The sequence below is a fragment of the Arthrobacter sp. 05T442 genome (assembly GCF_056395945.1).
This window is the reverse complement of sequence record NZ_JBFTKM010000001.1, coordinates 145,535-171,456: the sequence shown is the minus strand read 5'-3', so window position 1 is coordinate 171,456 and position 25,922 is coordinate 145,535. Positions and strand designations below refer to the sequence as shown.

At 67.6% G+C, this 25,922-nt stretch carries 27 protein-coding genes; 14 read left to right on the top strand and 13 right to left on the bottom strand.

The genetic code is table 11. The features are described from left to right. Window positions 1-87 precede the first annotated feature (87 nt). Both AC1DES_RS00815 and AC1DES_RS00810 read left to right on the top strand, forming a co-directional pair. Window positions 88-1,428 (top strand): AMP-binding protein, encoded by a 1,341-nt coding sequence (locus tag AC1DES_RS00815; protein WP_476893798.1) that lies wholly within the window; start codon window positions 88-90, stop codon window positions 1,426-1,428. 91 nt (window positions 1,429-1,519) lie between these two features. Beyond that, window positions 1,520-2,125, top strand: coding sequence for a TetR/AcrR family transcriptional regulator (locus AC1DES_RS00810; RefSeq protein ID WP_476893797.1), 606 nt, complete (start codon window positions 1,520-1,522; stop codon window positions 2,123-2,125). Between the two features lie 16 nt (window positions 2,126-2,141). On the opposite strand, the gene AC1DES_RS00805 is transcribed toward AC1DES_RS00810, so the two are convergent. From AC1DES_RS00805 to paaZ, 3 genes are all read right to left on the bottom strand, one after another. Further along, window positions 2,142-2,501, bottom strand: coding sequence for a hypothetical protein (locus tag AC1DES_RS00805; protein ID WP_476893796.1), 360 nt, complete (start codon window positions 2,499-2,501; stop codon window positions 2,142-2,144). Between the two features lie 142 nt (window positions 2,502-2,643). Further along, entirely contained in the window at window positions 2,644-3,051 is a 408-nt protein-coding gene (locus AC1DES_RS00800; protein WP_476893795.1) for a VOC family protein, read from the bottom strand. A 592-nt stretch (window positions 3,052-3,643) separates the two neighbouring features. Then, on the bottom strand, window positions 3,644-5,746 hold the full coding sequence (gene paaZ, locus AC1DES_RS00795; protein WP_476893794.1) for a phenylacetic acid degradation bifunctional protein PaaZ: 2,103 nt from the start codon (window positions 5,744-5,746) through the stop codon (window positions 3,644-3,646). Between the two features lie 162 nt (window positions 5,747-5,908). Between paaZ and AC1DES_RS00790 the strand changes: the two genes are divergently transcribed. Next, window positions 5,909-6,325 carry a PaaI family thioesterase gene (locus tag AC1DES_RS00790; protein ID WP_476893793.1) on the top strand — a complete coding sequence of 139 codons (417 nt, stop codon included), beginning with the start codon at window positions 5,909-5,911 and terminating at the stop codon, window positions 6,323-6,325. Between the two features lie 192 nt (window positions 6,326-6,517). Here AC1DES_RS00790 and AC1DES_RS00785 read toward each other — a convergent pair whose 3' ends face one another. Beyond that, window positions 6,518-8,929: a S1 family peptidase gene (locus AC1DES_RS00785; protein WP_476893792.1), complete on the bottom strand. Its 2,412-nt coding sequence runs from the start codon at window positions 8,927-8,929 to the stop codon at window positions 6,518-6,520. Between AC1DES_RS00785 and AC1DES_RS00780 the strand changes: the two genes are divergently transcribed. Further along, on the top strand, window positions 8,928-9,251 hold the full coding sequence (locus AC1DES_RS00780; RefSeq protein ID WP_476893791.1) for a hypothetical protein: 324 nt from the start codon (window positions 8,928-8,930) through the stop codon (window positions 9,249-9,251). The two genes, AC1DES_RS00785 and AC1DES_RS00780, sit on opposite strands and share 2 nt — an antisense overlap. 26 nt (window positions 9,252-9,277) lie before the next feature. Here the strand turns inward: AC1DES_RS00780 and AC1DES_RS00775 are convergent, their stop codons facing one another. Continuing rightward, window positions 9,278-9,979, bottom strand: coding sequence for a tyrosine-protein phosphatase (locus AC1DES_RS00775; protein ID WP_476893790.1), 702 nt, complete (start codon window positions 9,977-9,979; stop codon window positions 9,278-9,280). A gap of 264 nt (window positions 9,980-10,243) precedes the next feature. Between AC1DES_RS00775 and AC1DES_RS00770 the strand changes: the two genes are divergently transcribed. Beyond that, window positions 10,244-11,119: an SGNH/GDSL hydrolase family protein gene (locus AC1DES_RS00770; RefSeq protein ID WP_476893789.1), complete on the top strand. Its 876-nt coding sequence runs from the start codon at window positions 10,244-10,246 to the stop codon at window positions 11,117-11,119. A 28-nt stretch (window positions 11,120-11,147) separates the two neighbouring features. On the opposite strand, the gene AC1DES_RS00765 is transcribed toward AC1DES_RS00770, so the two are convergent. The 6 genes from AC1DES_RS00765 to AC1DES_RS00740 form a co-directional block, all read right to left on the bottom strand. Beyond that, window positions 11,148-11,780 carry a GNAT family N-acetyltransferase gene (locus AC1DES_RS00765; protein WP_476893788.1) on the bottom strand — a complete coding sequence of 211 codons (633 nt, stop codon included), beginning with the start codon at window positions 11,778-11,780 and terminating at the stop codon, window positions 11,148-11,150. Between the two features lie 57 nt (window positions 11,781-11,837). Continuing rightward, window positions 11,838-12,710 (bottom strand): 3-hydroxyacyl-CoA dehydrogenase family protein, encoded by an 873-nt coding sequence (locus tag AC1DES_RS00760; RefSeq protein ID WP_476893787.1) that lies wholly within the window; start codon window positions 12,708-12,710, stop codon window positions 11,838-11,840. Between the two features lie 2 nt (window positions 12,711-12,712). Beyond that, the gene (locus AC1DES_RS00755) at window positions 12,713-13,507 is read right to left on the bottom strand and encodes an enoyl-CoA hydratase/isomerase family protein (RefSeq protein ID WP_476893786.1); all 795 of its coding nucleotides are present in this window, start codon (window positions 13,505-13,507) and stop codon (window positions 12,713-12,715) included. Further along, the gene (locus AC1DES_RS00750; RefSeq protein WP_476893785.1) at window positions 13,507-14,736 is read right to left on the bottom strand and encodes a thiolase family protein; all 1,230 of its coding nucleotides are present in this window, start codon (window positions 14,734-14,736) and stop codon (window positions 13,507-13,509) included. Before AC1DES_RS00750 ends, AC1DES_RS00755 begins: the two co-directional genes overlap by 1 nt. A gap of 169 nt (window positions 14,737-14,905) precedes the next feature. Beyond that, the gene (locus AC1DES_RS00745; RefSeq protein WP_476893784.1) at window positions 14,906-15,583 is read right to left on the bottom strand and encodes a pentapeptide repeat-containing protein; all 678 of its coding nucleotides are present in this window, start codon (window positions 15,581-15,583) and stop codon (window positions 14,906-14,908) included. Beyond that, a complete protein-coding gene (locus AC1DES_RS00740) occupies window positions 15,583-16,056 on the bottom strand; it encodes an SRPBCC family protein (RefSeq protein ID WP_476893783.1) in 474 nt (157 codons plus the stop codon). Before AC1DES_RS00740 ends, AC1DES_RS00745 begins: the two co-directional genes overlap by 1 nt. Before the next feature lie 175 nt (window positions 16,057-16,231). Here AC1DES_RS00740 and AC1DES_RS00735 point away from each other — a divergent pair, with 175 nt between their 5' ends. After that, a complete protein-coding gene (locus AC1DES_RS00735) occupies window positions 16,232-16,408 on the top strand; it encodes a CsbD family protein (protein WP_476893782.1) in 177 nt (58 codons plus the stop codon). A gap of 234 nt (window positions 16,409-16,642) precedes the next feature. Next, window positions 16,643-17,368, top strand: a complete 726-nt coding sequence (locus AC1DES_RS00730) for a dienelactone hydrolase family protein (protein WP_476894206.1) — start codon at window positions 16,643-16,645, stop codon at window positions 17,366-17,368. 108 nt (window positions 17,369-17,476) lie between these two features. Here AC1DES_RS00730 and AC1DES_RS00725 read toward each other — a convergent pair whose 3' ends face one another. After that, window positions 17,477-18,940: an amino acid permease gene (locus AC1DES_RS00725; protein ID WP_476893781.1), complete on the bottom strand. Its 1,464-nt coding sequence runs from the start codon at window positions 18,938-18,940 to the stop codon at window positions 17,477-17,479. Window positions 18,941-19,185: 245 nt separating this feature from the next. On the opposite strand from AC1DES_RS00725, the gene AC1DES_RS00720 reads away from it, so the two are divergent. From AC1DES_RS00720 to AC1DES_RS00695, 6 genes are all read left to right on the top strand, one after another. Next, window positions 19,186-19,947, top strand: coding sequence for a lysostaphin resistance A-like protein (locus tag AC1DES_RS00720; protein ID WP_476893780.1), 762 nt, complete (start codon window positions 19,186-19,188; stop codon window positions 19,945-19,947). A 178-nt stretch (window positions 19,948-20,125) separates the two neighbouring features. After that, on the top strand, window positions 20,126-21,406 hold the full coding sequence (locus AC1DES_RS00715) for a S1C family serine protease (protein WP_476893779.1): 1,281 nt from the start codon (window positions 20,126-20,128) through the stop codon (window positions 21,404-21,406). Between the two features lie 41 nt (window positions 21,407-21,447). Further along, the gene (locus AC1DES_RS00710) at window positions 21,448-21,888 is read left to right on the top strand and encodes a VOC family protein (RefSeq protein ID WP_476893778.1); all 441 of its coding nucleotides are present in this window, start codon (window positions 21,448-21,450) and stop codon (window positions 21,886-21,888) included. Between the two features lie 21 nt (window positions 21,889-21,909). After that, on the top strand, window positions 21,910-22,878 hold the full coding sequence (locus tag AC1DES_RS00705; RefSeq protein WP_476893777.1) for a 1,4-dihydroxy-2-naphthoyl-CoA synthase: 969 nt from the start codon (window positions 21,910-21,912) through the stop codon (window positions 22,876-22,878). A gap of 10 nt (window positions 22,879-22,888) precedes the next feature. Then, the gene (locus AC1DES_RS00700; protein WP_476893776.1) at window positions 22,889-24,049 is read left to right on the top strand and encodes an AMP-binding protein; all 1,161 of its coding nucleotides are present in this window, start codon (window positions 22,889-22,891) and stop codon (window positions 24,047-24,049) included. Window positions 24,050-24,105: 56 nt separating this feature from the next. Beyond that, entirely contained in the window at window positions 24,106-24,987 is an 882-nt protein-coding gene (locus AC1DES_RS00695; protein ID WP_476893775.1) for a 1,4-dihydroxy-2-naphthoate polyprenyltransferase, read from the top strand. A 62-nt stretch (window positions 24,988-25,049) separates the two neighbouring features. Here AC1DES_RS00695 and AC1DES_RS00690 read toward each other — a convergent pair whose 3' ends face one another. Further along, a complete protein-coding gene (locus AC1DES_RS00690) occupies window positions 25,050-25,358 on the bottom strand; it encodes a DUF4229 domain-containing protein (RefSeq protein ID WP_476893774.1) in 309 nt (102 codons plus the stop codon). Window positions 25,359-25,488: 130 nt separating this feature from the next. On the opposite strand from AC1DES_RS00690, the gene AC1DES_RS00685 reads away from it, so the two are divergent. Next, window positions 25,489-25,911, top strand: a complete 423-nt coding sequence (locus tag AC1DES_RS00685; RefSeq protein WP_476893773.1) for a PLD nuclease N-terminal domain-containing protein — start codon at window positions 25,489-25,491, stop codon at window positions 25,909-25,911. The last annotated feature ends 11 nt before the right edge of the window (window positions 25,912-25,922 follow it).

Below are 25,922 nucleotides of genomic sequence, written 5' to 3'. Positions count from 1 at the left end.
CCACCGACGTCGCCCCGGGCGAACTCGTCGCCGAGTTCCGCGGCCGCAGCCGCACCATCTCCAAGAAATAGAAACAGGGAACCCCAGATGACCCAAGAAACCGTCGCCCCCACCAGTGATGCTGTCCTGGACCGCGAAGAAACCATCTCCCGCGACGAGCTCGAGGCATTGCAGCTCAGCCGCCTGCAGCACACCGTGGCGTACGCCTACGACCGCGTCCCCCTGTACAAGCGCAAGTTCGACGAGGCCGGCGTCCACCCCACGGACCTCCGCGAGCTCTCGGACCTCGGAAAGTTCCCCTTCACCACCAAGGAGGACCTGCGCCTGGAGTACCCCTTCGGGATGTTCGCCGTGCCGCAGCACGAGGTGGCCCGCATCCACGCGAGCTCCGGCACCACCGGCCGGGCCACCGTGGTGGGCTACACGAAGAAGGACCTCGCCGACTGGGCCAAGCTCGTGGCACGGTCGCTGCGCGCGTCCGGCGTCCGTCCGGGCATGAAGGTCCACAACGCCTACGGCTACGGCCTGTTCACCGGCGGCCTGGGCGCCCACGCGGGCGCCGAGGCCTTGGGCTGCACCGTGATCCCGATCTCGGGCGGCCAGACCGAACGCCAGATCACCCTCATCCAGGACTTCAAGCCCGACGCCATCCTGGCCACCCCCACGTACCTGCTGACCATCGCCGACGCCATGATCAAACAGGGCATCGACCCGGCCTCCACCTCCCTGAAGTACGCCGTGCTGGGTGCCGAACCGTGGACCGAGGAAATGCGGCATGAGCTGGAAATGACCATGAACATCAAGGCCTGCGACATCTACGGCCTCTCCGAGGTCATGGGCCCCGGCGTCGCCGGCGAGGCCGTGGAAACGCAGGACGGCAGCCACATCTGGGAGGACCACTTCCGCCCGGAGATCATCGACGCCTTCAACCCCGCCATCGGCGTGGACGCAGTCCTGGGCGACGGCGAACCAGGCGAGCTGGTTTTCACCTCGCTCACCAAGGAAGCGCTGCCGATCATCCGGTACCGCACCAAGGACCTCACCCGGCTGCTGCCGGGCACCGCGCGTCCGGCGCACCGCCGCATGGGCCGCATCACCGGGCGGAGCGACGACATGATCATCCTGCGCGGCGTGAACCTGTTCCCGTCGCAGATCGAGGAAATCGCCCTGCGCATCCCGGAGCTCAGCCCGCACTTCCAGCTCGAACTCACCCGGCCCGAGGGCCATCGGATGGACCAGATGACCGTCAAGATCGAGCGCCGCGACGCCGTCACGATCGAGGGCGGCGCGGCCGCCGCCAAGATCCTGCAGCAGCAGATCAAGATCCACGTCGGCTCCTCCTGCACCGTCGACGTCGTCGACCCGGGCACGCTGGAACGCTCCAACGGCAAACTGCGCCGGATCTACGATCTGCGGCCGAAAGCCTGAGCCAGTCCCGCAGGTTCAGCAGCCTGGCCGGTCCCGTCCCCCAAGGGCGGCCTGGCCGGGCTGACCGACCGTTCATGAGAAACTAGCGAGTATGCCCAGCACAGCAAGCACCACCAAGCGCGGCCGCCCCGGCTATGACCAGCAGTCGGTGCTGGTCATCGCCGTCGACGTCTTCAACCGCCACGGCTACGACGCCACCTCGATGGGCATCCTTGCCGAGAACCTGGGCATCTCCAAGTCCGCGATCTACCACCACGTGCCCTCCAAAGGCGATCTCCTGAAACTGGCCCTGGACCACGCCCTGGGCGGTCTCGAGGCCATCCTGGACAAGCCGGAGGCGCGGAACGGCTCCGCCGAGGAGCGCCTGGAGTTCGTGGTCCGCCAGACGATCTCGGTCCTCGTGGAACGGCTGCCGTTCGTTACGCTGCTGCTGCGGCTGCGCGGCAACACCGAGATCGAGCGCGACGCACTGGAACGCCGGCGCACGTTCGACCACAAGGTGGCGGCCCTCATTTCGGCCGCCCGCGACGAGGGTTCGCTCCGCCAGGACATCGATCCGCGCACCGTCACGCGGCTTCTTTTCGGCACGATCAACTCGATCGTGGAGTGGTACAAGCCGGGCGGCTCCCTGTCCCCCGAGAAACTGGCCGACGACGTCATCACCATGGCGTTCCACGGCCTCCACGCCCCGAGCTAACGGCCCGAGGAGCCAGTCAGAAGGCTCCCGGAAAACCCTTGGTGGCGGCAAACCAGGTCATGTAGGCGATCACGGCGCACAGCAGCACCACAGCCAGGCCAAGAAGCAGCGCGTGGTCCTTGGCGCGGAGCAGAGCCAGCAGGTTCACCCCGAGGGTCCCGGCCACGACGACCGCCTGGAATAGGCTGTTCGCCGCCACCGCTCGGGGCGACTCAAACATGCCGCCGGCGCCCACCAGGAACGTGACGAGGTACCACGACGGCAGGACCCAGACCGGGAAGGCCACCATGGCCAGGTCCAGGCCCAGCGCCACCTTGCCGATTCTGGTACGCGGCAGCCACGCCCTTTTGCGGCCGCGCGCCGCTGGATTGCCCATGGCCGCGCACCTCCTGCCGCCTGCGTTGAAAATGAGCCCAGCGTACCCCGAACACCATCGACCGGGTCCCCGGGCAGCGAAAAGGCGCCCCGGGCGGGCCGGGACGCCTTACTGTCCGCCGATCAGGCTCCGGAGCTGGACTTCAGAGCTGGTAGTCAGCCTTTGTGGTGATGTTCTCGTGGACGCAGAGAATATTGTGCTCGGAGTCCATGAACCAGGCGCACTTCTCCGAATCGGTCGTACAAATGTGATTCTCGGTCTTGAGATCCGGGAGATCGTAATCCTCGAACTTCACGCCCTTGGACTCCATCTCCCGTACCGTGCGTTCGATCTCGCTGACTTCGAAACTCAGGGTGGTGTGATCGGAATGCTTTCCATCCGTGACAGGCATCAGCTGCAGCATGGGGCCGCCTTCTGAGCCAAACATCTCGCTGCCGTCCTCCGCCACGCCGCGGTGAGGGAGTCCAAGAGTTTCCGCGTAGAAACGGCGGGCACGCTCCCTGTCATCCACGGGCAGGACGGTTGTGGCTTTGTTGAGTACTAGGGTCATTTTGCCACCTCCTACGTTGCAAATTTTACGCCGGAGCGGACCGGAAAGAGCCCGCCAATTGCTCCCCCGGGCACGGACGCTCCCGCACTACCGGCGGCCCAACAACCGACGCTCCCGCACCACCGGCGGCCCAACAACCGACGCTCCCGCACCACCGGCGGCCCAACAACCGACGCTCCCGCACCACCGGCGGCCCAACAACCGACGCTCCCGCACTACCGGCGGCCCAACAACCGACGCTCCCGCACTACCGGCGGCCCAACAACCGACGCTCCCGCACTACCGGCGGCCCAACAACCGACGCTCCCGCACCACGTGCGGCCCAACAACCGACGCTCCCGCACCACGTGCGGGAGCGTCCGGACCGGAACTGCACCACGWGCGGGAGCGTCCGGACCGGAACTGCACCACGAGCGGGAGCGTCCGGACCGGAACTGCACCACGAGCGGGAGCGTCCGGACCGGAACTGCACCACGAGCGGGAGCGTCCGGACCGGAACTGCACAACGTGCGGGAGCGTCCGGACCTGAACTGCACAACGTGCGGGAGCGTCCGGACCGGAACTGCACAACGTGCGGGAGCGTCCAGTGGGGTTACTTTTCGACGAGGGTCAGGACGTCGTAGGTGGCCACGATTTCGTCGTTCTGGTTGGTCAGGACGGCATCCCAGGCCACCTCGCCGTACTCGTCGGTCTCGCGCGGGGTGATCTTCTTGGCCGTCAGCGTGACCCGGATGGAGTCGCCGGCCGCAACGGGGGTGATGAACCGCAGGTTCTCCAGCCCGTAGTTGGCCAGCACAGGACCCGGAGCGGGTTCCACGAAGAGGCCGGCGCCCCAGGCCAGGAGCAGGTAGCCGTGCGCCACGATACCCGGGAAGAACGGGTTGGCGGCCGCGGCCTCCTGGTTGGTGTGGGCGTAGAAGGTGTCGCCGGTGGAGTTCGCGAACTTCGTGATCTCCTCGAGGGACACTTCGCGCAGCTCCGAACGGATGGCGTCGCCGATGTGCAGCGTGCTCAGGTGCTTCCGGAACGGGTGCTGGCCTTCGGTGTCGAGGGTGAAGTTGCGGTCCGCACCCGTGTGCCACACGCCCGTGACGGCGGTCAGCATGTTGGGCGAGCCCTGGATCGCGGTGCGCTGCATGTGGTGCATGACAGAGCGGATGCCGCCCAGTTCCTCGCCACCGCCGGCACGCCCGGGTCCGCCGTGGACCAGGTGCGGGACGGGTGAGCCGTGACCGGTGGAGCTACGGGCGTCCTCGCGGTTGAGCATGAGGACGCGGCCGTGGTGGGCTGCGATGCCGGTGACCAGTTCACGCGCCACGGCCGGATCGTTGGTGCAGACCGAGGCGACGAGCGAACCGCCACCGCGGGCGGCGAGGCGGACGGCGTCGGCCAGGTCCGTGTAGCCGATCACCGAGGAAACCGGGCCGAACGCTTCCAGCGAGTGGACCTCCTCGGCTTCCGGATCGGCCCAGCTGAGCAGCACGGGCGACATGAAGGCGCCCTCATCGACGACCCCCACTGTCCCGTCCGCACTGGTGACCTTCGGCGAATCGAGGGTGCCGTACGCGAGCTCGCCGCCGGCGTCGAGCATGGCCTGGACGGCGGCGCGCACATCGGCGAGCTGTTCCCGCGAGGCCAGGGCGCCCATCGTGACGCCCTCGGCGCGGGGGTCGCCCAGCACGACGCGCTCCTTGATCCGGTCCCCGACGGCGGCCACGACGTCGGCGACCAGCTGCTGCGGGACGATCGCACGGCGGATCGAGGTGCACTTCTGGCCGGCCTTGGCGGTCATCTCGGTGACAAGGGACTTGATGAAGGCGTCGAATTCCGGAGTGCCCATGACGGCGTCCGGGCCCAGGATGGCGGCGTTGAGGGAGTCGGTTTCGGAGGTGAAGCGCACCCCGCCCTTCACCACGTTCGGGTGGGACTTCAGCGTGTTGGCGGTGGAGGCGGAGCCGGTGAAGGCCACGAGGTCCCGGTAGTCCAGGTGGTCCAGCAGGGTGCGGACCGAGCCTGAAATGAGCTGCAGCGAGCCCTTGGGCAGGATGCCGGATTCGTCGATCGCCTTGACGACGGCGGCGGCCACGTAGCCGGTGGGCGTTGCTGGCTTGACGATGGTCGGCACCCCGGCGATGAAGGCCGGGGCGAGCTTCTCCAGCATGCCCCAGACCGGGAAGTTGAAGGCGTTGATCTGGACGGCGACGCCGGGGATGCGGGTGTAGATGTGCTCGCCGGCGAACGAGCCGTCCTTGGACAGCACCTCCATGGGGCCGTCCACCACCACCTGGGAGTTGGGAAGCTCGCGGCGGCCCTTGGACCCGAAGGTGAAGAGCACGCCGATGCCGCCGTCAATGTCGATCATCGAGTCGATCTTGGTGGCGCCGGTCTGCGCCGAAAGAGCGTAAAACTCCTCGCGGCGGCCGTTGAGGTACTGTGCCAGTTCCTTGAGCTTGAGCGCGCGCTGGTGGAAGGTCAGCTTGCCGAGTTCTTCCTGCCCGGTGGTGCGGCCGTAATCGACGACGGCGGCAAGGTCCAGCCCCTCGGTGCTCACCTTGGCCAGGAGCTCGCCGGTGCTGGCATCGAGGACGGGTGCCGCGCCGGCCGCGGTGGCGGCATCGGGAGTCCACCAGGAGCCCCGGACGAAGCTGGGGACGATCTCTACAGTGTCTACTGTGGGTACGGCAGTGGTGGTCATCGTTGACGGGTCCTTCCAACGCGGGGCAAGATCAACACGGCCAGAGCATTACTGACCGTCCGTTCGGTAATATGTCTACAGTACATGAATGAGGCCTTCCGCACACTAGCTGCGGCGGCACTGACCGGCCCCGCCATCGGCGGAGGCCACAAAGGAGACGCAATGACGCCCGAGCCCGGCAGCACGGAGCTGTGGAAGATCACCCTCGGCGAGCTCGACGAGAAGATGGGCGTGAAAATCGTCGAGGAATCCGTGGAACGTGTCGTGGCGACCATGCCGGTGGAGGGGAACCGGCAGTCGTTCGGGCTGCTGCACGGGGGTGCGTCACTGGCCGTCGGCGAGGCCGTGGGTTCCTGGGCGGCCGTCATCCACGCCAGCACGCTGGGCAAAACGGCCGTCGGCGTGGACGTCTCGGCCACGCATCACAAGTCGGCGAGGGAGGGCCTCATCACCATCACGGCGACCCCCATCCATCTTGGCGGGACGGTCACGACCCACGAGGTCCTCATCACCAACGACGCCGGCCAGCGGTTGTGCACGCTGCGGATCACCAACCTGCTGCTGGACCGCAAGGCCTGAGCCGGGGCGGTGCCAGGCGGTGCCACCGGAGTCGCGGTATATCTGCGGGTCGGCCCCACCGGAGTCGCGGGAAACCTGCGGGGTCGCCGGAAACTCCCCGGCGGAGCCACCGGGGTCGCCGGAACGCTGCCAGTTCGCCGGAGCCTTCCGGCGAACTGGCAGCGTTCCGGCGAGCTCGGGGCCGGAGTGCTGCTACACCGACCGCCCACGGCGCCGCAGGACCAGCAGCGCGCCGCCAAACAGCAGCGCCCCTCCCCCGAGGCCGGCGGCGGGAAGCAGGCCGCCTGCTCCCGTGCTGGCCAACAGCGGGGAACTGCCAGGCTGGCCCGGAGCCCCCGCAGCAGCGGGCATGGCCCCCGGGGCTGTCGGCAATGCGGCGGCCGGAGCGACTGCTGCGGCGGCAGGGGATGCGGCTGCCGGGATGGTTGCCGGCACATCGATCGTGAACGAAGACACAGCCGAAGAGGACGCAATCCCGTCAACCGACTGCGAGACAGACAAGGTGTGCGGACCTATGGCCAGCCCGGCAGGGAACGGCACGCTCCAGCGCCCGCCGGCCACCAGGACCTGTGGGGCCAACGAACGAACCACGGTCTTGCCCCCGATGCCGGACCCGCCGCCCGTCTGCGCCGCCGCCACCCGGACCCCATCGATAAGCACGGCCACATCTGCGCCGTCAACGCCGGTCCCTGAAATGGCCTCGGGGAGCGAATCCTGGCGCAGGTGCTGGCCGTCCTGGATGCTGGTTCCGGCAGGGGCGAGCGGAATGACCGTAAACGTTGCGGCGGCCGAAGGACCGTCCGCACTGCCCGGGGACGTCAGGATGGCAGTCGCCGCCACTTTTCCAAAGACGGCCGGGCCGGCCAGGGGGATTTCCCAGCGGCCGTCGAGTCCGACAGCCCCCGAGCCGGCGACATCGCCGGACAGCACGACGGTGGCGCCGGGCATGCCGGTGCCCGCGATGCTGGTCAATGCCGGAAGGGCTGCGCCCGTGGGGGTCGTTATGCCGGGGGCCGGCAGGGAAACCGGCGCGACGGTGGTGGTGAAGGACTCCGATCCGGAATGGCTGAAGCCGTTGACTGTCTCCGCCGAGAAGGCCAGCCGCCCAGCCGGAAGCGGGGCCCGGAACGTCCAGTTCCCGGCAGCATCCACCGGCACTTCCAGTTCCTGCGTCCCGGCCGTGATGCGCACCTTGGAATTCGGTGCCACGTCCGAGGCAGGGGCCGCGGGAACGTGTCCTGTGATGACCTCTCCGGCCACTACCGTCCCCGAATTCGCGGGCGCCACCAGTTCTGGCTTGTTCAGGAAGAGCTGGAGCTGCACGCCGCCGGGGATCTTGGACATGGAATCTTCAAGCGTCGCGGCGATGGCGCGAACCTGTTGGCCATCCACGCTCTCGGCGCCGGTGTGGGTACCGACAGCGAAGTTTCCGCTGATCCAGGGGCCGCCGGAGTCGCCCCCGCTGGAGGTGACCGACGTCGAGTCGAACGCGTGAACCGCCCGGAGGTCGTTGTCATAGTTCGGGGGCAGCGATTTCGGGCCCGGGATGACCCAGATGCCCACGGAGTCGACGGTGCCGCACTTCCAGCCGCTGGTGCGGCCGGACCGGCACACGTGCTGGCCCTGCAAGGGCGCGACGGTCCCGACGATCTTCACTGCGGTCGGGGCCGGATTACCCGGGTTATCCCACTTGGTGGCGGCGGGCTGGACGCCAAGACCCTGCCTGAGGGATTGCAGGACGGCAATATCCGTGCCGACATTTGTTCCATCCGCTGCGGCCTTGGAGTTGCCCGGACCGCCGAACTGGCTGAACCCAAACGATCCGAGGGAAAGGAGCGGGCGCGGCAGCGGCGTCGTCGACCCGCCGGCCGTCGCCGAACTTGCGGGCTCGATGTCTGCCGCCTTGGCCAGTCCGTCGCCAGCGCAGTGCCCGGCTGTGAGCACGAGAGGCTGCCCGGCCGCGCTGAACGCCCCGAATCCAGCCGAGCAAATGGTGGAATTATCAATGATGAAACCCTGGCCGCCGAAGAAGTCCTCCTCCGTCTTTATCGCGGCACCTTTTTGCAGCTGCACATTCGCGTAGCGGGCCACGAATTCCGCCGGTGAGACCTTGCCCGGAACAGCCGCCGGCGTCGCGGACGCGGTTCCGGACGGGGTTCCGGACGGGGTTCCGGACGGGGTCGAAGGGAGGTGGGGGTCCACGACCGCTGGAAGGCCTGATTCGGGAGTGTTCGTCCCCCCGGTGCGGATCACGAAGTGCCCGTCCGTGTAGGCCACCGCCTGCAGTCCGGCCAGCCCCACCTCCCGGACGTAGGCCTGGAACAGCTGATCGATGTTCGCGGCCACGCGCTCCGGGGAAGAGGGAGCTGACGCAGCCGGCGCCGCCCCCGGCGCCGCGGCGGGCGCAGCGAGCACGAAATCGGCCGGGGCCGCCTGATTCAATTCATCGATCCGTGCCGTCAGCTCGGCGCCGCTGCCCTCGACGACGATCTTGCCGCCCTCCAGCCTGATCCCGACATAGCCGGGAAGCCCGCGCAAGGAGGGCGCGGCGTCGGCGGCGCGCCTGGCGACCGCACCCGCTGCATTGAATTCTTCGAGACTCATGCCGAGGTCCCGCCGGACAGCCTCGGCGAGACCGGCGTCGCTGATGACGGGCGCCGGCGGGGATGACACGGCAGCCGCCGGGGCCACGGACGCGGCAGGCGCCGCGGACGCCGCCGCGGCAGCCGCCGAAGCGGTCGCCGCTGGCGCGGGGCTTTCGGGTGAGGGCGATGAAGAGGACGACGCCGGCGCCGAGGCCGAGGGCGCCGGCGATGAAGAAGGCGCCGGCGACGGGTCCGCCCCGGCTTCCGCCAGCGCTGGAACCGCACAGAACGAACCGGCAAGCGCGATGGCAACGGCCGCGGCGGCCCGCACTGCCAGCTGAATCTTCGGAGTCTTCACCCGGTTACTCTAGCGCCCCAGTTTGGCCAGAATGGCCGTCAGCTCCCGGTCCGTTATGCCATTGTGGCGTAAGAAATCGCCGGTTTTCACGTTGCGGACGAAGCGCAGCAGGCTGTGGCCACGGCTTTCCAGCATGGGCATCAGGACCTCGTCCGGCAGGTACCGCTCGTGCGGATGCGGGATCGCGGACCTGCGGTGGTGCTCGTTGATGCCCCGCATTGAACGCTGGTAGCCCCGCACAATGGCCTCGTCGCTGTCCCCGGCCAGGTCCTGGAGCATGGCCGCAATCATGCCGCTGCGGTCCCGCCCTGCGGAGCAGTGGATCACGACGCCGCCGTGCGCAGCGGCGACTGCCTTGAAGACGCCGGCCAGCAGTTCCGGGAAGAGCCTGGCGTTGTCGGCGTAGGACGCCGGGTCGTTCAGGTACGGTCCGCAGAGCGTGCGGAACTCGCTGTTGGCAGGGTCCTCCGTGGGGGCGCGCACGACGTCGAAGGCCGCCATCGCTTCCGCACGCACCGGCGGGTCGCTTTCGCGCCGCCGAATTTCCTCCTGGTTGCGGAGGTCAATGACGGACCGGACACCGCCGTCGTATGCCTGCTGCCAGCCCGTCTCGGTGAGCCATTCGCGGCGTCCCATGCGGTAGACCGCGCCGGCGACATGCCATGCGTTGACCGCCCCGTCCCAGCCCGCGGGCCTCCCAGACTCATCCACCCGGCCAGCTAACCACAGGATCCGGGTAGCCGGCAGCCACATGCAAGGTAGGCAAAGCGTGGCTCTTCCTGAATTAACGGGTAGGGCCCACGGTGTCCGGCGGTGCAGCCCGCGCGTACGGTGACCGCATGACTGCCCCTGGACGGGCGCCTTGGCCCTCCGCACAGTCTGTCCGCCAGCCGGGTTCCGGGGAGGCTCCGCTGGCCGCCACCTGTCGGTGAGCCCGTTAGATTCTCCCGCAGCACCGACCAAAGGAAATCCATCATGGACAACACTGTGTCAACCAGACGCTGGTTCGGAAGGCTGGCAGGCAGCCTGGCCACCATTGCACTCGTCGCGGGTTTCGCGGCCGCTCCCGCTTCAGCAGCGCCCGCGCCCGCACCCGTCTACATCGCCCTGGGCGACTCCTATGCCGCAGGCACCGGCGGCGGCAGCAAATATGACGACGGCGGCTATGTCGCACCCCCGGCCCCCCTTCCGTTCAGATGCCTGCAAACGCGGGCGGCCTACGGCACCGTCCTGGGCGCCACGCTCAATCTGGGCTGCTTCGGTGCCCAAACAACGGACGTCTCCGCCACCGTGAAGACTCTCTATGGGTCCGAACTGGCGGCAGCCACGGTGGTCACAATCACCGTGGGAGGCAACGACATCAATACCGGCCAGGTGGCCCAGTCATGCACCGTCTCTGTCAGTTCGCCAGCCTGCAGTGCCGCACTCTACGACTCGCTCGTGGTGAAGCTCCGCGATCTGCCGGGCAAAATCAACATGATGCTGAAGGATGTCAAGAACAAGGCTCCGAACGCCAGGATCGTGCTGACCGGGTACCCCCGGCTCTTCACGGTCAGCGCCGGGCTCACCACGCAGCAGGCCCTGGCGGCCCGGTCGATGAATTCGGCGGCTGACCTGCTCAACGCGACGATCGCCTACTCGGCGCTGGTGAACCGGGTCCGGTACGTCAGCGTCGCGGAGCGGTTCTCGGGCCACGGTATCGGTTCCGCGGATCCGTGGATCGTGGCTCCGGCGGGGCAGTGCATCGCCGGCGTCAATTGCAGCATGAGCTCAGCTGACACGTTCCATCCCACCGCGGTCGGCTATTCCGGCGGCTACGTGGCGGCGCTGACGGCGGCGCAGGTCCCGTAGCCGGGGCACCACGGCTGGCCGGGTCCCGCTAGCGCGCCCTGGCCAGCCTGGCCTCCAGTCCGTTGCGTACCATCGGCCATTCGTGCTCGAGGATCGAGTACACCACCGTGTCCCGGAGGGCTCCGTCGCTGGTGCGGGTGTGGCTGCGCAAGACGCCGTCCTGCTTGGCGCCCAGCCTGGCGATCGCCTCGCGGGACTGGTGGTTGAGCCAGTGCGTCCGGAACTCGACGGCGGGGCAGCCGAGCGTCTCGAACGCGTGCCGCAGCAGCAGGAGCTTCGAGTCCGGGTTGGTGCCGCTGCCTTGCGCGGACGCGGCGTTCCAAGTCGAGCCGATCTCCACGCGGGGCGTCTCGGCGTCGATATTCATGTACGTGGTCATGCCGATCACCTTGCCGGGCCCGCCCGTGGCGGCATCGATCAGGCGGGCCGTGAAGGGCAGCATGGAGCGGCGCTCCTGGAGCTCCAGCCGCCGGTCGATCTCGGCGCCCATCTCCTCCGGCGCGGGCACCCCGGTGTACCAGAGCCTCCACAGTTCCCCGTCCCGGACGGCCTCCACGAGCCCGGCGTGGTGCGTGTGGCTCAAGGGCTCCAGGACGACGTACTTGCCCGTGAGGGTGATCGGTGCAATGGCGGGCCTGTCAGGGGAAGTCACGGGACCCATCCTAAGCCCGGGCGTAATCCTGAGGCCCGGGCAGCAATCCTGAAGCCCGGGCGGCGATCAGTCCGCCCAGTCGAAGAAGCCCTTGCCGCTCTTGCGGCCGAGTTCCCCGCGCGCCACTTTGTCACGCAGGATCTGCGGCGGGGCAAAGCGCTCCCCCAGCGTCGATTGCAGGTATTCGGCGATGCCGAGTCGGACGTCGAGGCCGACGATGTCCGTGGTCCGCAGCGGGCCGGTGGGGTGCTTGTAGCCGAGCACCATGGCGTTGTCGATGTCCTCCGCGGAGGCGACGCCTTCTTCCACCATGCGCATGGCTTCGAGGGCGATCGCGACGCCCAGCCGTGAGGAGGCAAAGCCGGGAGCGTCATTGACGACGACGGCGGTCTTGCCGAGCGCTGCAACCCAGCCGCGGGCGGCCTGGGCCAGCGGCTCGGCGGTCTGGTCGCCGAGGACCACCTCGATGAGGGTCGAGGCGGGCACGGGGTTGAAGAAGTGCAGGCCGAGGAAGTTCTGCGGCCGCTTCAGCTCACGGGCCAGGCCGTTGACGGACAGCGACGAGGTGTTGGACGCGAGGTAGGCGCCGGCAGCGAGCCGGTCCTCGATCCCCCGGAGAGCAGTGACCTTGAGGTCCCAGTCCTCGGGGACGGCTTCAATGACGAGCTGGCGGTCCGCGAAGTCGTCGTAGTCGACCGTGACCGAGAGCCGGGAGACCATCTCGTCCAGGTTGGCGTCGGTGGCGCCGCGTTCAATGCTTTTGGCGGCGGCGGACTCGACGCGTTCGCGGGCCGCCTCGGCCGCTTCCTCGTCGCGCTCCACGACGAGGACGTTGCCTCCCTTGATCAGGAAGGCGTGGGCGATGCCGGCGCCCATGCGCCCGCCGCCAAGAACTCCGACGGCAGCGGGAAGGTTGGCGGGGAGTGCGGAATTGCCCATGTCTATTTCTTCTTCCGGTCTGATTTTTTGGCTGATTTCCTATCCAAAAAAGCCTGCATGCGGTCAAACTTGGCCTGGGATTCGAAGAGGATCCCCTGCGCCAGCTGGTCAATGAGGGGGTGCGCCTCGGCCGGGGCGTGGAACACGGATTTGGTGATGCGGACCGCGAGGGGATCCTGCGAGGCGATCCGGTCTGCGAGCCGGTGGGCGGCAGCCATGAGCTCGGGGGCCTCGTGGATCTCGGTGATGAGGTTGACGGCCAGGGCCCGCTCGGCGCGCAGCACCACGCCCGCGAGCAGGATTTCCTTCGCCACGGGCTCCCCCACGAGCTCCTTGAGCCGCCAGCTGGCACCGGCTGCGGCGAGGATGCCCAGCCCGGTCTCGGGGTTGCCGATCCGCACGGCAGGCGTGCCGATCCGGAAATCCGCGGCGTAGGCCAGTTCAGCGCCCCCGCCGAGGCAGAACCCGTCCAGGGCCGCGATGACAGGCATGGGCAACTTGGCAATCCGGACAAAGATGGTGGAGTTGATGCCCTGCAGGGCGTCGTCGCGGCGGCGTTCGCGCAATTGGGCGATGTCCGCGCCTGAGGCAAAGACGCCGTCGGTGCCGGCGATGATCAACACCTTGGGCCTCTGCTCCAGATGGGCACAGACCGCATGGAGCTCATCGACCATCTGCTGGTCGATCGCGTTGCGGACGTCGGGGCGGTTGAGCAGCACCACCAGGCGGTCTCCGCGTTCCTCGATCAGGAGCGTGCTGAAGTGGCCCGGATTGAGGGCCGTCTCCGCGGCTGCCATTAGACGCGCTCCAGCAGCATGGCCGTGCCCTGGCCGACGCCGATGCACATGGTGGCGAGGCCGATCGCGGCGTCCTCGCGTTCCATCCGGCCCAGCAGCGTGATGGCGATCCGTGAACCGGACGAGCCCAGCGGGTGGCCCAGGGAGATCGCGCCGCCGTCGCGGTTGACAATCTCGGGGTCCAGGCCCAGCCGGCGCATGCTCGCGAGCGACTGGGTGGCAAACGCTTCGTTGAGTTCGACGGCGCCGAGGTCACCGGCGCTGAGCCCGGTCCGGGCCAGCACCTTCTGCGTGGCCGGGACGGGGCCGATGCCCATGATCTCCGGCTCGCAGCCGGCGGAGGCCCCGTCGATGATGCGGGCACGCGGGGTGAGCCCGAGCCTCTTGATCGCGGCTTCGGAGGCAACGATGATGGCGGAGGCGCCGTCGTTGAGGGTAGAGGAGTTGCCGGCCGTCACAATCGAGCCGCCGGCGACGACGGGGCGCAGCCCGGCGAGCACGTCCATGGTGGTGCCGGCACGGGGGCCTTCGTCGGTGTCGACGACGGTCTCGCCCTTGCGGGACTTGACGGTGACGGGAACGATCTCCGCGGCGAAGCGGCCCGCGGCGATGGCGGCAAGGGCACGCTCGTGCGATCGGACCGCGAAAGCGTCAGCATCCTCCCGGGAGATGCCGTCCACCCGGCCGACTTCCTCAGCCGTTTCAGGCATCGAATACGTCATCTTGCCGTCCCGGGAGAGTCCGCCCTTCTTGAACAGCGGGTTGACGAAGCGCCAGCCGATGGAGGTGTCAAAGATTTCACCGGGCTTGGCGAAGGCGGTGCGGGGTTTTTCCTGCACCCAGGGGGCCCTGCTCATGGATTCGACGCCGCCGGCGATCACGACGTCCGCGGCGCCGGACTTGATCATCTGGCTGGCCATGATGATGGCGCTCAATCCGGAGGCGCAGAGCCGGTTCACGGTGATGCCGGGGATGTGGAGGGGAAGACCGGCCAGGAGGGTGGCCATGCGGGCCACGTTGCGGTTTTCCTCGCCGGCGCCGTTGGCGTTGCCGAGGATCACTTCGTCGATGCTGTCCGGGTCCAGGCCGGCGCGGGCTACGGCTTCGCGGACCACGAGGGCGGCGAGGTCATCGGGGCGCACGGCGGAGAGGGCTCCGCCGTAGCGCCCCACTGCAGTGCGTGCACCGCCCACGAGAAATGCCTGCGGTCCTGCAACTGCTGATGCCATGGGTACACCCTTCACGCGATAAACGTCTCTGTCATCGAAAATCTGTCATCGAAAAAGAATTGTCCTCGAACAGCTGCCGCCGGCTTCGACGTGCCGGCGGCAATTTACCGACCGTTCGTTCTATAAAGATTACACGGCGAGGCAAGGGGGTCAACCGGACCGGGAAGGATTACGCCACCACTACACCGAGGTGGCCGGCCAGCAACGGCGCCAGCAGCGTGAGCTGGTAGTCATCGATCACCAGTCCGGCCAGGCTCCCCAGTCCGTTGATCGTCCGGAAGTCCGAGCCGCGGATATCGAAATCCTTCAGCCGGGCGCCACTGAAATCCAAGGTTCCGACGGTGCAGTTCTTCAGTGCAACCCGCGTCGCGGTGCAGGAGCCGAGGTCCAGTTCATTGATGATGCAGTCGCTGATCTGCACGTCCGTCAGCTTGGACCCGCGGAGGTTCACGTAGTCGAGTTTGCCGCCGTCGATCCGCACCGATTGCCAGCCGCTTTCGTAGAGTTCCGCGGAGCCCCACCGGGGATTGCCGATTTCCACGTCCCGCAGGCTGGTCCGGGCCGCCGTGAACACCGGGGCGTAGACCTCGGTCAGGATGCAGTCACGGAAGGTGGCGCCGCGCAGCTGGGTCTCGTTGAAGGAGATCCCGGTGAATTCGCACTCCGCGAAATCCGTGCCGCTGAGCTCCAGCCCGTCCGCGGACGCGCGGCTGTACCGGACGCCGTCGTACCGCTCCCCACGCTGGAAATCCGGCGAGGGATCGTCCCGCAGCTCAGCCGGCTGGACGGGCGTCAGGCGCGGAGGGGTGACCTTGGACGCCTTCGGGGCCGGCGTTCGCCGGACCATCAGAGCGACTCCGCCTTCGCCGCGATGTCCGCCAGGTCCCTGGCGAGGGCTTTGCGCGTGACGCGCATTCCGAGCGGGCCGGCCACGGCCAGCAGGATCCTGCTTATCCGGGTGGGCCGCACCATCCCGGCGATGAACGTCAGAGTGAGGTCCGTTCCCCCTTCCCGCTCCGCCAGGGCAAAGCGGGACGTGTAGTCCATGCGGCCCTCGAGTGCCTTCACCGTGGTGCTGCCGCCATGGCCGGCCGCCGGCGGGTCACAGTGGGAGACCCACATCTCCACGGTTTCGGCGCGTCCCATCATGGTGCGGGTTTCCTTCCAGCGGGTGCCCTCGGCGTAGGGGCCTTCCGTTAGCATCTGGATCGAATCGATACCGGACAGTGTCGCGGCCGAGCCTGGAATGTCCGAGATGACCGACCACACTTTGTCGGCCGGCGCGTGGATGTGCCTCGTGAGGCTCGTCTTGTGCTCCATGAGCTCGAGCCTAGCCGGGGGCGGGGACAAATTTCACCCGCCGGAGCCGCCGCGCTGTGCCCGGCCGCGACATTCGGCAGCAACAACCGATGGAATCCCTTGATTTAGTAAGCATGCTTTGTGTTAGTGTGAATAAACGTTGAATTTCAACCGGAAACGAAAGGTGGGTTACACCATGGGTATCGGAGACAAGATTCAGAACGAAGCAGAGCACCTCGGCGGCAAGGCCAAGGAAGCCACTGGAAACGCCACGGACAACGACCAGCTGCGCGCCGAAGGCCAGAAGGACCAGGTCGTAGCCGACGCGAAGAAGGTCGGCGAGAACGTCAAGGACGCCGTCAAGCGGGACTAGTCCCCGACATGATTCGCGGCGCCGGACTTTCCTTTGGGGGATGTCCGACGCCGCTTTTTTGTGCCCGATTCTTCCCGTTTTTCTCTGGCGTCCTACGAAACCGGGAAGGTTTGTAAGAATGGCCCGAAGACGCCGACCTGGAGGAGTGCCATGGCAAGGACCGATCCGCACGATCCAGCCGGCGCCGGGCGCAGCAGCAGCGGTCGACCGAGCGTCGACGCCGGCACGGCCGATCTGTGCAATGCGGACCTCAGTGCCGCCAGCATCGCTGCCGGGGGCTCGCCGTCGCTCCGGGGCTACCTGGCAACACCCGAGGGCGAGGGCCCCTTTCCCGCCGTCGTGATGATCCACGAAGCCTTCGGCCTGGATGAGATCACGGTCCGGCATGCGGACCGGATGGCCGCGGCGGGGTTTCTGACCCTGGCGGTGGATCTGTTCAGCGACGGCGGGCCCCGACGGTGCCTCGTCTCGACCATGCGCTCGCTCGCCGCGGGCCAGGGGCGCCCTTTCACGGACCTGGCCACGGCAAGGTCGTGGCTGCTGGCTTCAGGACGCGCCACGGGCAAGATCGGTGTCATAGGTTTCTGCATGGGCGGCGGCTTTGCCCTTCTCCTGGCCAACGACGGCTTTGATGCCGCGGCGGTGAACTACGGGCGGCTCCCCAAGAACCCGGACGAGGCGTTGTCGGGCGCGTGCCCGATCGTGGCCAACTTCGGCGGGAAAGACCGCACCCTGCGCGGTGCGGCGGCAAAACTCGCGGCGGTCCTTGACCGGCTCGGGGTGGAACACGATATCAAGGAGTTCCCGTCGGCCGGGCATGCTTTCCTGAATGACGTGGCGGCCGGTCCGAGACTGCTGCGCCCGCTGTTTCGCGTCATGGGCGTCGGGCCTGATCCGCAGTCCGCACCGGAGGCCTGGCAAAGGATCGAGGACTACTTCGCCAGGCATCTGAACGCCTGAGCGCCCGGCCTATCCTCATCGATTGCTCCGTTGCCGTCCTTATGGCGTTCCAAAAGGGCGGCAACGGAGCACTCGACGGGGACAGTGGGACGGGGGCAGTGGCGGTTCCTAGCTGAAGAGCTCGTTCTTGGGCCCGTTGTTCTTGACCTTCTGCCAGCCAAGCCACAGCACGAGGGCGAAGAACGGAACGGTGGCCAGGGTCCACAGGCCCAGCTGGAAGACCTCGCCGGTTGCTTTGTCGGTCATCGTGTCGAAGCCGATCAGGACGGTGATCGCCAGCAGCGCGACCAGTCCGGCCCAGCTGGTCCAGGGCGAACCCGGCATGGGGAGCTCGGAGACGCGGCCCTTCTGGTGGCGCAGCGCGATCTGGCTGGCGAAGATGGCGCCCCACGTGAAGATGACGCCAATGGAGGCGGTGTTCAGCGCGAGGTCGAAGGCATGCGAGCCGCCGAGCCAGATGTTCAGCAGGATGCCGACGAGGTAGAACGCGGCGATGGCGAGGATCGCGGCGTAGGGCACATGGCGGGAGGACATTTTGGTTAGCCACTGCGGGGCGTGCCCGTTGTTGGCCATGGTGCGGAACACGCGCCCGATCGAGTAGAGGCCCGAGTTGCACGAGGACAGCGCCGCGGTGATGACGATCATGTTCATCACATCGCCCACCCAGCCCAGGCCCATCTGGCCGAACACGGTGACGAACGGCGAGGTGCCGGCCTTGTACTGGTCGGACGGCAGCAGCATGGCCAGGAGGAGGACGGAGCCGACGTAGAAGACCACGATGCGGAGCACGACGGCGCGGATCGCCTTGGGAACTTCACGCTTGGGGCTCTGCATCTCACCGGCCGTGATGCCCACGAGTTCGATGCCGTTGTAGGCGAAGATGACGGCGTTCAGGACGAGGACCATGACGAGCGCCCCCTTCGGGAACATCCCGCCGTCGCTGGCAAAGAGGTTGGCCGCGGAAGCGTGCCCGGTGCCCACCTTGGCGTTGGTGACCACCATGAAGGTGCCGACGGCCAGGAAGATCAGGATGGCGCCGACCTTGAGGCAGGACGCCCAGAATTCAAACTCGCCGAAGGCCTTGACGCTGAGCAGGTTCACGGCGACGAGCAGCGCCAGCGCCGCGATGGCGGACGCTTCGACCGGCACGTTGGGGAAAAAGAACTGGAAGTACAGGCCAATCGCGATCAGTTCCGCGATCCCGGTCATGCCCCAGTTGATGAAGTACATCCAGCCGGAGATGAAGGCCCCCTTCTTGCCGAACATTTCCCCCGCGTAGCTGACGAAGGAGCCCGACGTCTGCCGGTACATGATGAGCTCGCCCAGTGCCCGCATCAGCAGGTAGGCAATGACCCCGGCGACGGCGTAGGAGAAGATCAGCGCCGGGCCGGTGGAGGCCAGCCGGCCGCCGGCACCCATGAAGAGCCCGACGCCGATGGCGCCGCCCATGGAAATCATGGTCACGTGGCGGCCGCTCAGGGTCTTTTTGTAACCCTCGGCGCTGAGAGTGGAGTCGACGACGGCGGATTGCGCCGGCGCGCTCTTAAGTTCGGTGGCAGTACTTTGTGGCACAACTATTCCTTGCAGGTCGGGGTATGGCCGGGACTGGACCGTGGATCCGGGTACACGAAATTCGGGTTGAGGCCCGGAAAGGGCAACAATGTGTACCGAACCTCACAAAGGGTCGAAGCCTCGCGCGGCACGTCCATCGTACTAGCTTTCGCGGCGGCGCCGTGACGCGGGCAACATCCGGCCCCGACCCGGGCGCTCCACCCGCCCGCCCTGCCGCTCCCCTGCTCCGGCGCTAGGCTGGTGGCATGGGCACAGCTCTCCGTACACCACCCGCGCCGCAGCCGGAGCTTTACCGGTTCTCGGGGCTCGATTTCGCCACTGCCGGACTCTATGTGGCTGTGGCCGGATTTTTTGCCGTGGCGGGCGATCTGCTCGCGCCGCTGCTGCTGCAGTTGTCGCCGAACCCCGCCGTGGCGTCCTACGCCGTGAACCTGATTTTCTACGGAACAGTCGGCCTGCTGGCCCTCGCCGCCGCGCGCCGCATTGCCCGCCGCGACCTCCGGGTCCTGGCCACCCGGCCCTGGTTCACCGTGTTCATGGTTCCGCTGGCGGTGGTGGCGATGCTCATCCTCACCGCGGTCCTGGTGGCCCTCAGCGGGCCGGTACAGACGTCCGCCAACCAGGCAGGCCTCCAGGCGCTCATGCAGCAAGTCCCGGCCTGGCTCATGGTGCCCCTGCTGGTGATCGTGGGGCCCTTCGTGGAGGAGTACATGTTCCGCCACCTGCTGATCGGCAAACTCAGCCGGCGCGTCAACCTGTGGGTCTGCTGCGCAGTGTCCGTCGCGCTCTTCGCGGCCCTGCACGTTGTCGGCCAGGAGCAACCGACCCTGCAGGTGCTGATGCCGTACCTGGCCATGGGCGCCGTGCTTGTGTTCGTGTATGTGTGGACCGGGAAGAACGTGATGTTCTCGTACTTCGTGCACGCCACGAAAAACCTCATGGCCGTCGTCTTCATCTACGCCATCCCGCCGGAGATCCTGGAACAGCTGCAGCAGGTCCACGGCTAGCCGCAGCACCGAGCGGGGCAAGGCTTCGCACCGAGCGGGGTAGGGATTCGCACCGAGTGGGGCAGATCCTCGGCGGCATTCCACGCGGATCCCCTCTAGTTCTTCGCCGGCGTATGCGCTATCTTGAGGGCACTTCGCGATAGCTTGGGTGGGCTGGAGCGGCAACCTTGTATTGGGGATGACTGCCATGAAAGCCCACGCCCATCGAATGTTCGCACTACCGGCCGCTACGGCGATGTCGACGCTTCTCGCGCTGACCGGCTGCGTGTCCCCTCCCGCTGCGGCACCGGCCGCACCGGCGGCACCCAACACCCCGACGGCCACGTCTGCAGTCCTGACGCCCCCGCCGCGCACCAGCGAGGCGTCCGCCACGGCACCAGCGCCCACCGCCAGCCGCCAGCAGGGCGGGTGGGCCGGCACCGTCGCGAATGTCAGCTCCGGAGTGGCAAAAATCAACGTCACGCTGTGCGATGCCGGCGGCGTCGGTACCGGCTTCCTCATCGCCGACGACCTTATCGTCACCGCCGCGCACGTCGTGAAGGACCAGGCAGCCATCAGCATCAGCCTCGGCACGGAGATCTCGAGCGCGCAGGTGCTCGGTATTGATGAGACGGCCGACCTTGCTCTTCTGCGCACCGCCCATCTGGTCCGCGGCCATATCTTCGACTTCGTCAGCGCTCCGCCGGCACTGGGGGAAGACGTCGCAGCGCTGGGCTTTCCACTCGATGCCGACCTCACATTCACCGCAGGACGTGTCAGCGGGCTGAACCGGGAGCAGACAATCGGCACAAGAACGGTCAGCAACCTGATCCAGACCGACGCCGCCATCAATCCGGGAAACAGCGGAGGCCCGCTGCTGACCATGGACGGCAAGGTGGCGGGGATCGTGAGCTCCAAACGGGCCTGGGTTTTCGGCGCCGGCAGCGAAGGCAACTACAGTGCCGAGGGCACGGCCTTCGCTGTCGACGCCCGCAAGGCTGTCCTCGCCGTCGAGAGCTGGAAGAACCGCACCACTCCGCTGCCCGCGACCAGCTGTGGCCTGCCGGCACCGGCAGCCACCAGCGAGATAGCCGTCACGGTGAATTCCGATCACCCGCAGGCCGCCAACATCACCCAGAGCCTGGTCTTTCACGGCCAGTCAATCAACCGCGGTGCATACGACCTCGCCTTCGCCATACTCACGCCCGAGATGCAGGACCGGATGGGCGGGCTTGGGACATGGAGGGAGGGCCTCGGCTCGTCTTTCTGGCGAACACTGGTCGTCGAGGACGTGGCCGCCGCCGGACCCGATCTCAAGGCATCCGTCCGGCTAAGGACCGTTCAGGACGCGCAGCACGGACCCGGCGGGCAGACATGCTCCGAATGGGATCTTGACTACCTGATGACTTGGGATGGATCGATCTGGCGGATCGCGGATTCCGTGACCCCGCAGGGGCCTCCGGCGCCTTGCACGGCCTAAACCCCTTCCGGTGCGGGCCCCGGCGCCGTAGTTTTCTTTCCATGACACTGAACATCCAGATCGCCGTGGACTGCATCAACCCGCACGAGCTCGCCGACTGGTGGGCCGAAACCCTGGACTGGGCCGTCGAGCCCCAGGACGAGGGCTTCATCCGTTCCATGATCGAGCAGGGCTTCGCGACGGAGGCGGACACCCTGCGGCACAACGGCAAACTCGTCTGGGGTGCCGGCGCCGCGATCCGTCCGCCCGAAGAGCTCGACGCCAAATCGCCAGCCCGCCGCGTTCTCTTCCAGACAGTCCCGGAGCAAAAAACCGCCAAGAACCGGGTCCATTGGGACGTCAGGCTCGCCGGCGCGGACAAGGACGAGGTGCGCGCGGCCCTGGAAGCCCGCGGCGCAACGTTCCTCTGGACTGCAAACCAGGGGCCGCATTCCTGGCACACCATGGCCGACCCGGAGGGCAACGAGTTCTGCATCAGCTGAGCCGATTACTAGACTCGGACTGTGAGCAACGAAATCCCCGCCAAGGTATCCGACGTCTTTAACCCCACCCGGTGGCGCACCGTGTCCGGTTTCGACGACTTCCAGGACATGACCTACCACCGGCAGGTGGAGCGCACCGCCGACGGCGAAGTCGTCCGGGACCTGCCCGCCGTCCGCATCGCCTTCAACCGCCCCGAGGTCCGCAACGCCTTCAGGCCCGGCACCGTCGATGAGCTCTACCGCGCCATGGACCACGCCCGGATGACCCCGGACGTCGCCACGGTCCTGCTGACCGGCAACGGCCCCTCCCCCAAGGACGGCGGCCACTCGTTCTGCTCCGGCGGGGACCAGCGGATCCGCGGCCGCGACGGCTACCGGTACGCAGTACAAGACCCAGCCGAGGGTGAGACGAAGGAGACCATCGACCCCGCACGCGCGGGCCGGCTGCACATCCTGGAGGTCCAGCGGCTCATGCGGACCATGCCCAAGGTGGTCATCGCCGTCGTCAACGGCTGGGCGGCCGGCGGCGGCCATTCGCTGCACGTGGTCTCGGACCTCACCATCGCCTCCCGCGAGCACGGCAAGTTCAAACAGACGGACGCCACCGTGGGAAGCTTCGACGCCGGCTACGGCTCGGCACTGCTGGCCCGCCAGATCGGCCAGAAGTCCGCGCGGGAGATCTTCTTCCTGGCCCGCGAATATTCCGCCGAGGACATGGTCCGGATGGGCGCCGTGAACGAGGCCGTGGACCACGCACGCCTCGAGGACGTGGCCCTGGAATACGCCGCCGACATCGCCCGGCAGTCCCCGCAGGCCATCCGCATGCTCAAGTTCGCTTTCAACCTGGCCGACGACGGCCTGGCCGGCCAGCAGGTCTTCGCCGGCGAAGCGACCCGCCTGGCCTACATGACGGACGAGGCCGTCGAGGGCAAGGAAGCCTTCCTCGAAAAGCGTGATCCCGACTGGTCCAAGTTCCCGTACTACTTCTAAGGCGGAACCCATGACATCCGGAGCTGTGAACATAGAACCCGCGCTCAAGGCGCTCGCTGCTGCCCTCCACGGCGAGGGACCCGCCGTCGAACTCTCCGCCGGACCGGACGGCGACCCGGTCCTGGCCTTCCGCGAAACGCCCGGCATTGAGGATGCGGCCGTCGTGGTGCGGACCTCCGGGTCCACCGGCGCACCGAAGGCCACCGTCCTCACCGTGGATGCCCTGGCGGCCTCCTCGATGGCGACCGCCTTTGCGCTCAAGGGCGAAGGCCAGTGGCTGCTGGCACTACCCGTGCAGTATGTGGCCGGCGTCCAGGTGCTGGTCCGCTCGCTTTTCGCGGGGACGCGCCCGTGGGTCATGGACCTGACCGGCGGGTTCACTCCGGAGGCCTTCACCGCCGCCGCGCTCGAGCTCACGGACAAGATCCGTTTCACCTCGCTCGTCCCGACCCAGCTGCAGCGGCTCCTGGACGCCCCCTCGGCCGAGACGCTGGCCGTGCTGCGTCGCTTCAACGCCATCCTGCTCGGCGGCGGACCTGCGTCTGCGGAGCTACTGGAGGCTGCCCGGGACGCCGGCGTGCGCGTGGTGGGCACGTACGGCTCGGCGGAGACCTGCGGCGGCTGCGTCTACGACGGCTTCCCGCTCGAAGACGTCCTGGTCCGCGTGCAGGACGACGGCCGCATCCTCCTCGGCGGCGCAACCATCGCCGCCGGATATCTGGGCGCCCCCGACCTCTCTGCCGAGACCTTCCTCGAAGAGGACGGCGTCCGCTGGTGCCGCACCAATGACCTCGGCCATCTGGACGCTGAGGGCCGGCTCACCGTGCTCGGCCGGGCCGACGACGTCATCATCACCGGCGGCGTGAAAGTCTCCGCCGCTCACGTGCAGGCGGAGCTGGAGAAGCTCGACGGCGTGCTGGCCGCTTTCGTGGCCGGCGTCCCCTCGGCCGAATGGGGCCAGGCGCTGGCCGCCTACGTCGCGGTCGCCGACAACTCCCCCGAAGGAATCGAAGCCTTCACCGCCCGCCGCCACGCGTCCTGGGGCCCGGCGCTGGGACAGCTGGCACCGAAAACCGTCCTTCCGGCGGCCGGACTGCTCATGCTACCCAACGGAAAACCGGACCGGCTGGCCATGACAGTTCTGCTGGACTCGCTGCATCAGGGAAAATAGACAAGCCGCACCCGGCTTTTGACGAACCGACACCAAACCAACACGAGGTACTGACCGTGGCCACAGCCGCACAATGGATCCAAGGCGCCCGACTGCGCACCCTGCCGGCCGCGATTGCGCCCGTCCTGATCGGCACCGCGGCCGCCTACGAGATGGACGCGTTCCGTCCCCTCAACGCCGTGCTGGCCGCGCTGGTGGCGCTGCTGCTGCAAATCGGCGTCAACTACGCCAACGATTACTCGGACGGCATCCGCGGCACGGACGAGGACAGGGTGGGGCCGCTCCGGCTCGTCGGATCGGGCGCCGCCACCCCCGCACACGTCAAGTGGGCGGCGTTCAGTGCGTTCGGGCTCGCGATGCTCTTCGGACTGGGCCTGGTGGTCATCACCGAGACGTGGTGGCTGATCCTGGTGGGCGTCGGCTGCGTCGCGGCAGCCTGGGGCTACACGGGCGGCAAGAATCCGTACGGCTACCTTGGCCTGGGCGACGTCTTCGTCTTTGTCTTCTTCGGCCTCGTGGCCACGCTGGGGACCACCTACACCCAGGCCGGCCAGCTCAGCCTCGCCGCCATCATTGGCGCCATCGGCACGGGACTGATCGCCTGCGCCCTGCTCATGGCCAACAACGTCCGTGACATCCCCACCGACAGGAAGGCCGGCAAGAAGACCCTGGCCGTACGGCTCGGGGACAAACATGCCCGTGAGAGCTACGTGCTGATGCTCGCCGTCGCGATCCTGCTGGTGATTGTTTTGGCCCCGGGGCGGCCCTGGATGCTGATCGTGCTGCTGCTGATCCCGGCCAGCCTGATGCCGTCCTGGCTCATGATCGCCGGGCGGCGGCGCAAGAGCCTGATTCCGGTGCTCAAGCAGACCGGGCTGATCAACCTCGGCTACGCCGCCCTGTTCTCCCTCGGCCTGGTCCTGAGCCACGGGTTCTAACGCGGGTCCGGCGCGGGCCTGACGGCACTCAGCCTGCTGGCTGGGCCGCGTGCCGCAGGGTCCTAGGAGTCCTCGTGCCGGCTGTCCGTGCGGACGGTGATCTCCGGGTTTGCGTCCACCAGGCGGTCCTCGGCGTCGGCGTCCGCCACTTCCCCTGCGCTGCGCAGGGGCTTGGCCTTGCCGGAGAAGCGGTGGTGGAGCGTCGCGGTGGCCGCGTCCCGCTGCTTCTGGAAGAAGAGGAAGCTGATGGCGAAGGACATCATTCCGGCGCACAGGACAGCCAGCAGCCATCCCAGCTGCAGGTAGACGAACAGCGCGAACAATGGCACGAAGAGTGCCAGCCGGATCAGGGTGTATTTGAGGAAAGCCACGCTCCAAGTTTAGCCGTCCGGCGGCCGCCCGGACCCAGCCAGCGTTCCCGTACCGGGTTCGACTCCCTGCGGCGTCCGCCGGGACCCCGGGGCCACCGCCGTCGGCGCCCCCGACGGCTAGACTAAACGTATGCTCCGTGTGGTGGTCCCGATCGTCGTCCTCGTCGTATTTGTCTACGGACTGATCGACGCAATTCGGACTGACCCGCAGCTGACGAAGGGCATTTCGAAGCCGGCTTGGATCGTGGTGCAGATTGTCCTGCCGGTGATCGGCGCCGTGTTGTGGTTCATCATCGGCCGGCCGCGAGGCACCGGCCCGGCGCCGGCCAGCTACGGCCATCCCGTCGCCCCGGATGACGACCCGGACTTCCTGCGCAACCTCGAAATCCGGCACCGCCAGCAGGCCGAAGCCGAACGGCTCAAGAAGCTCAAGGACGAACTCGGCGCCAAGGAGCGCGAGCTCGACGCCGGCACCGGTGAAGCGCACGGCAGTTCCGGGGACGCCCACGAATCCGGCGACGCCGGCACGCAGGGCACCGACGAGGTCAAGTAGGCACCTTGTAG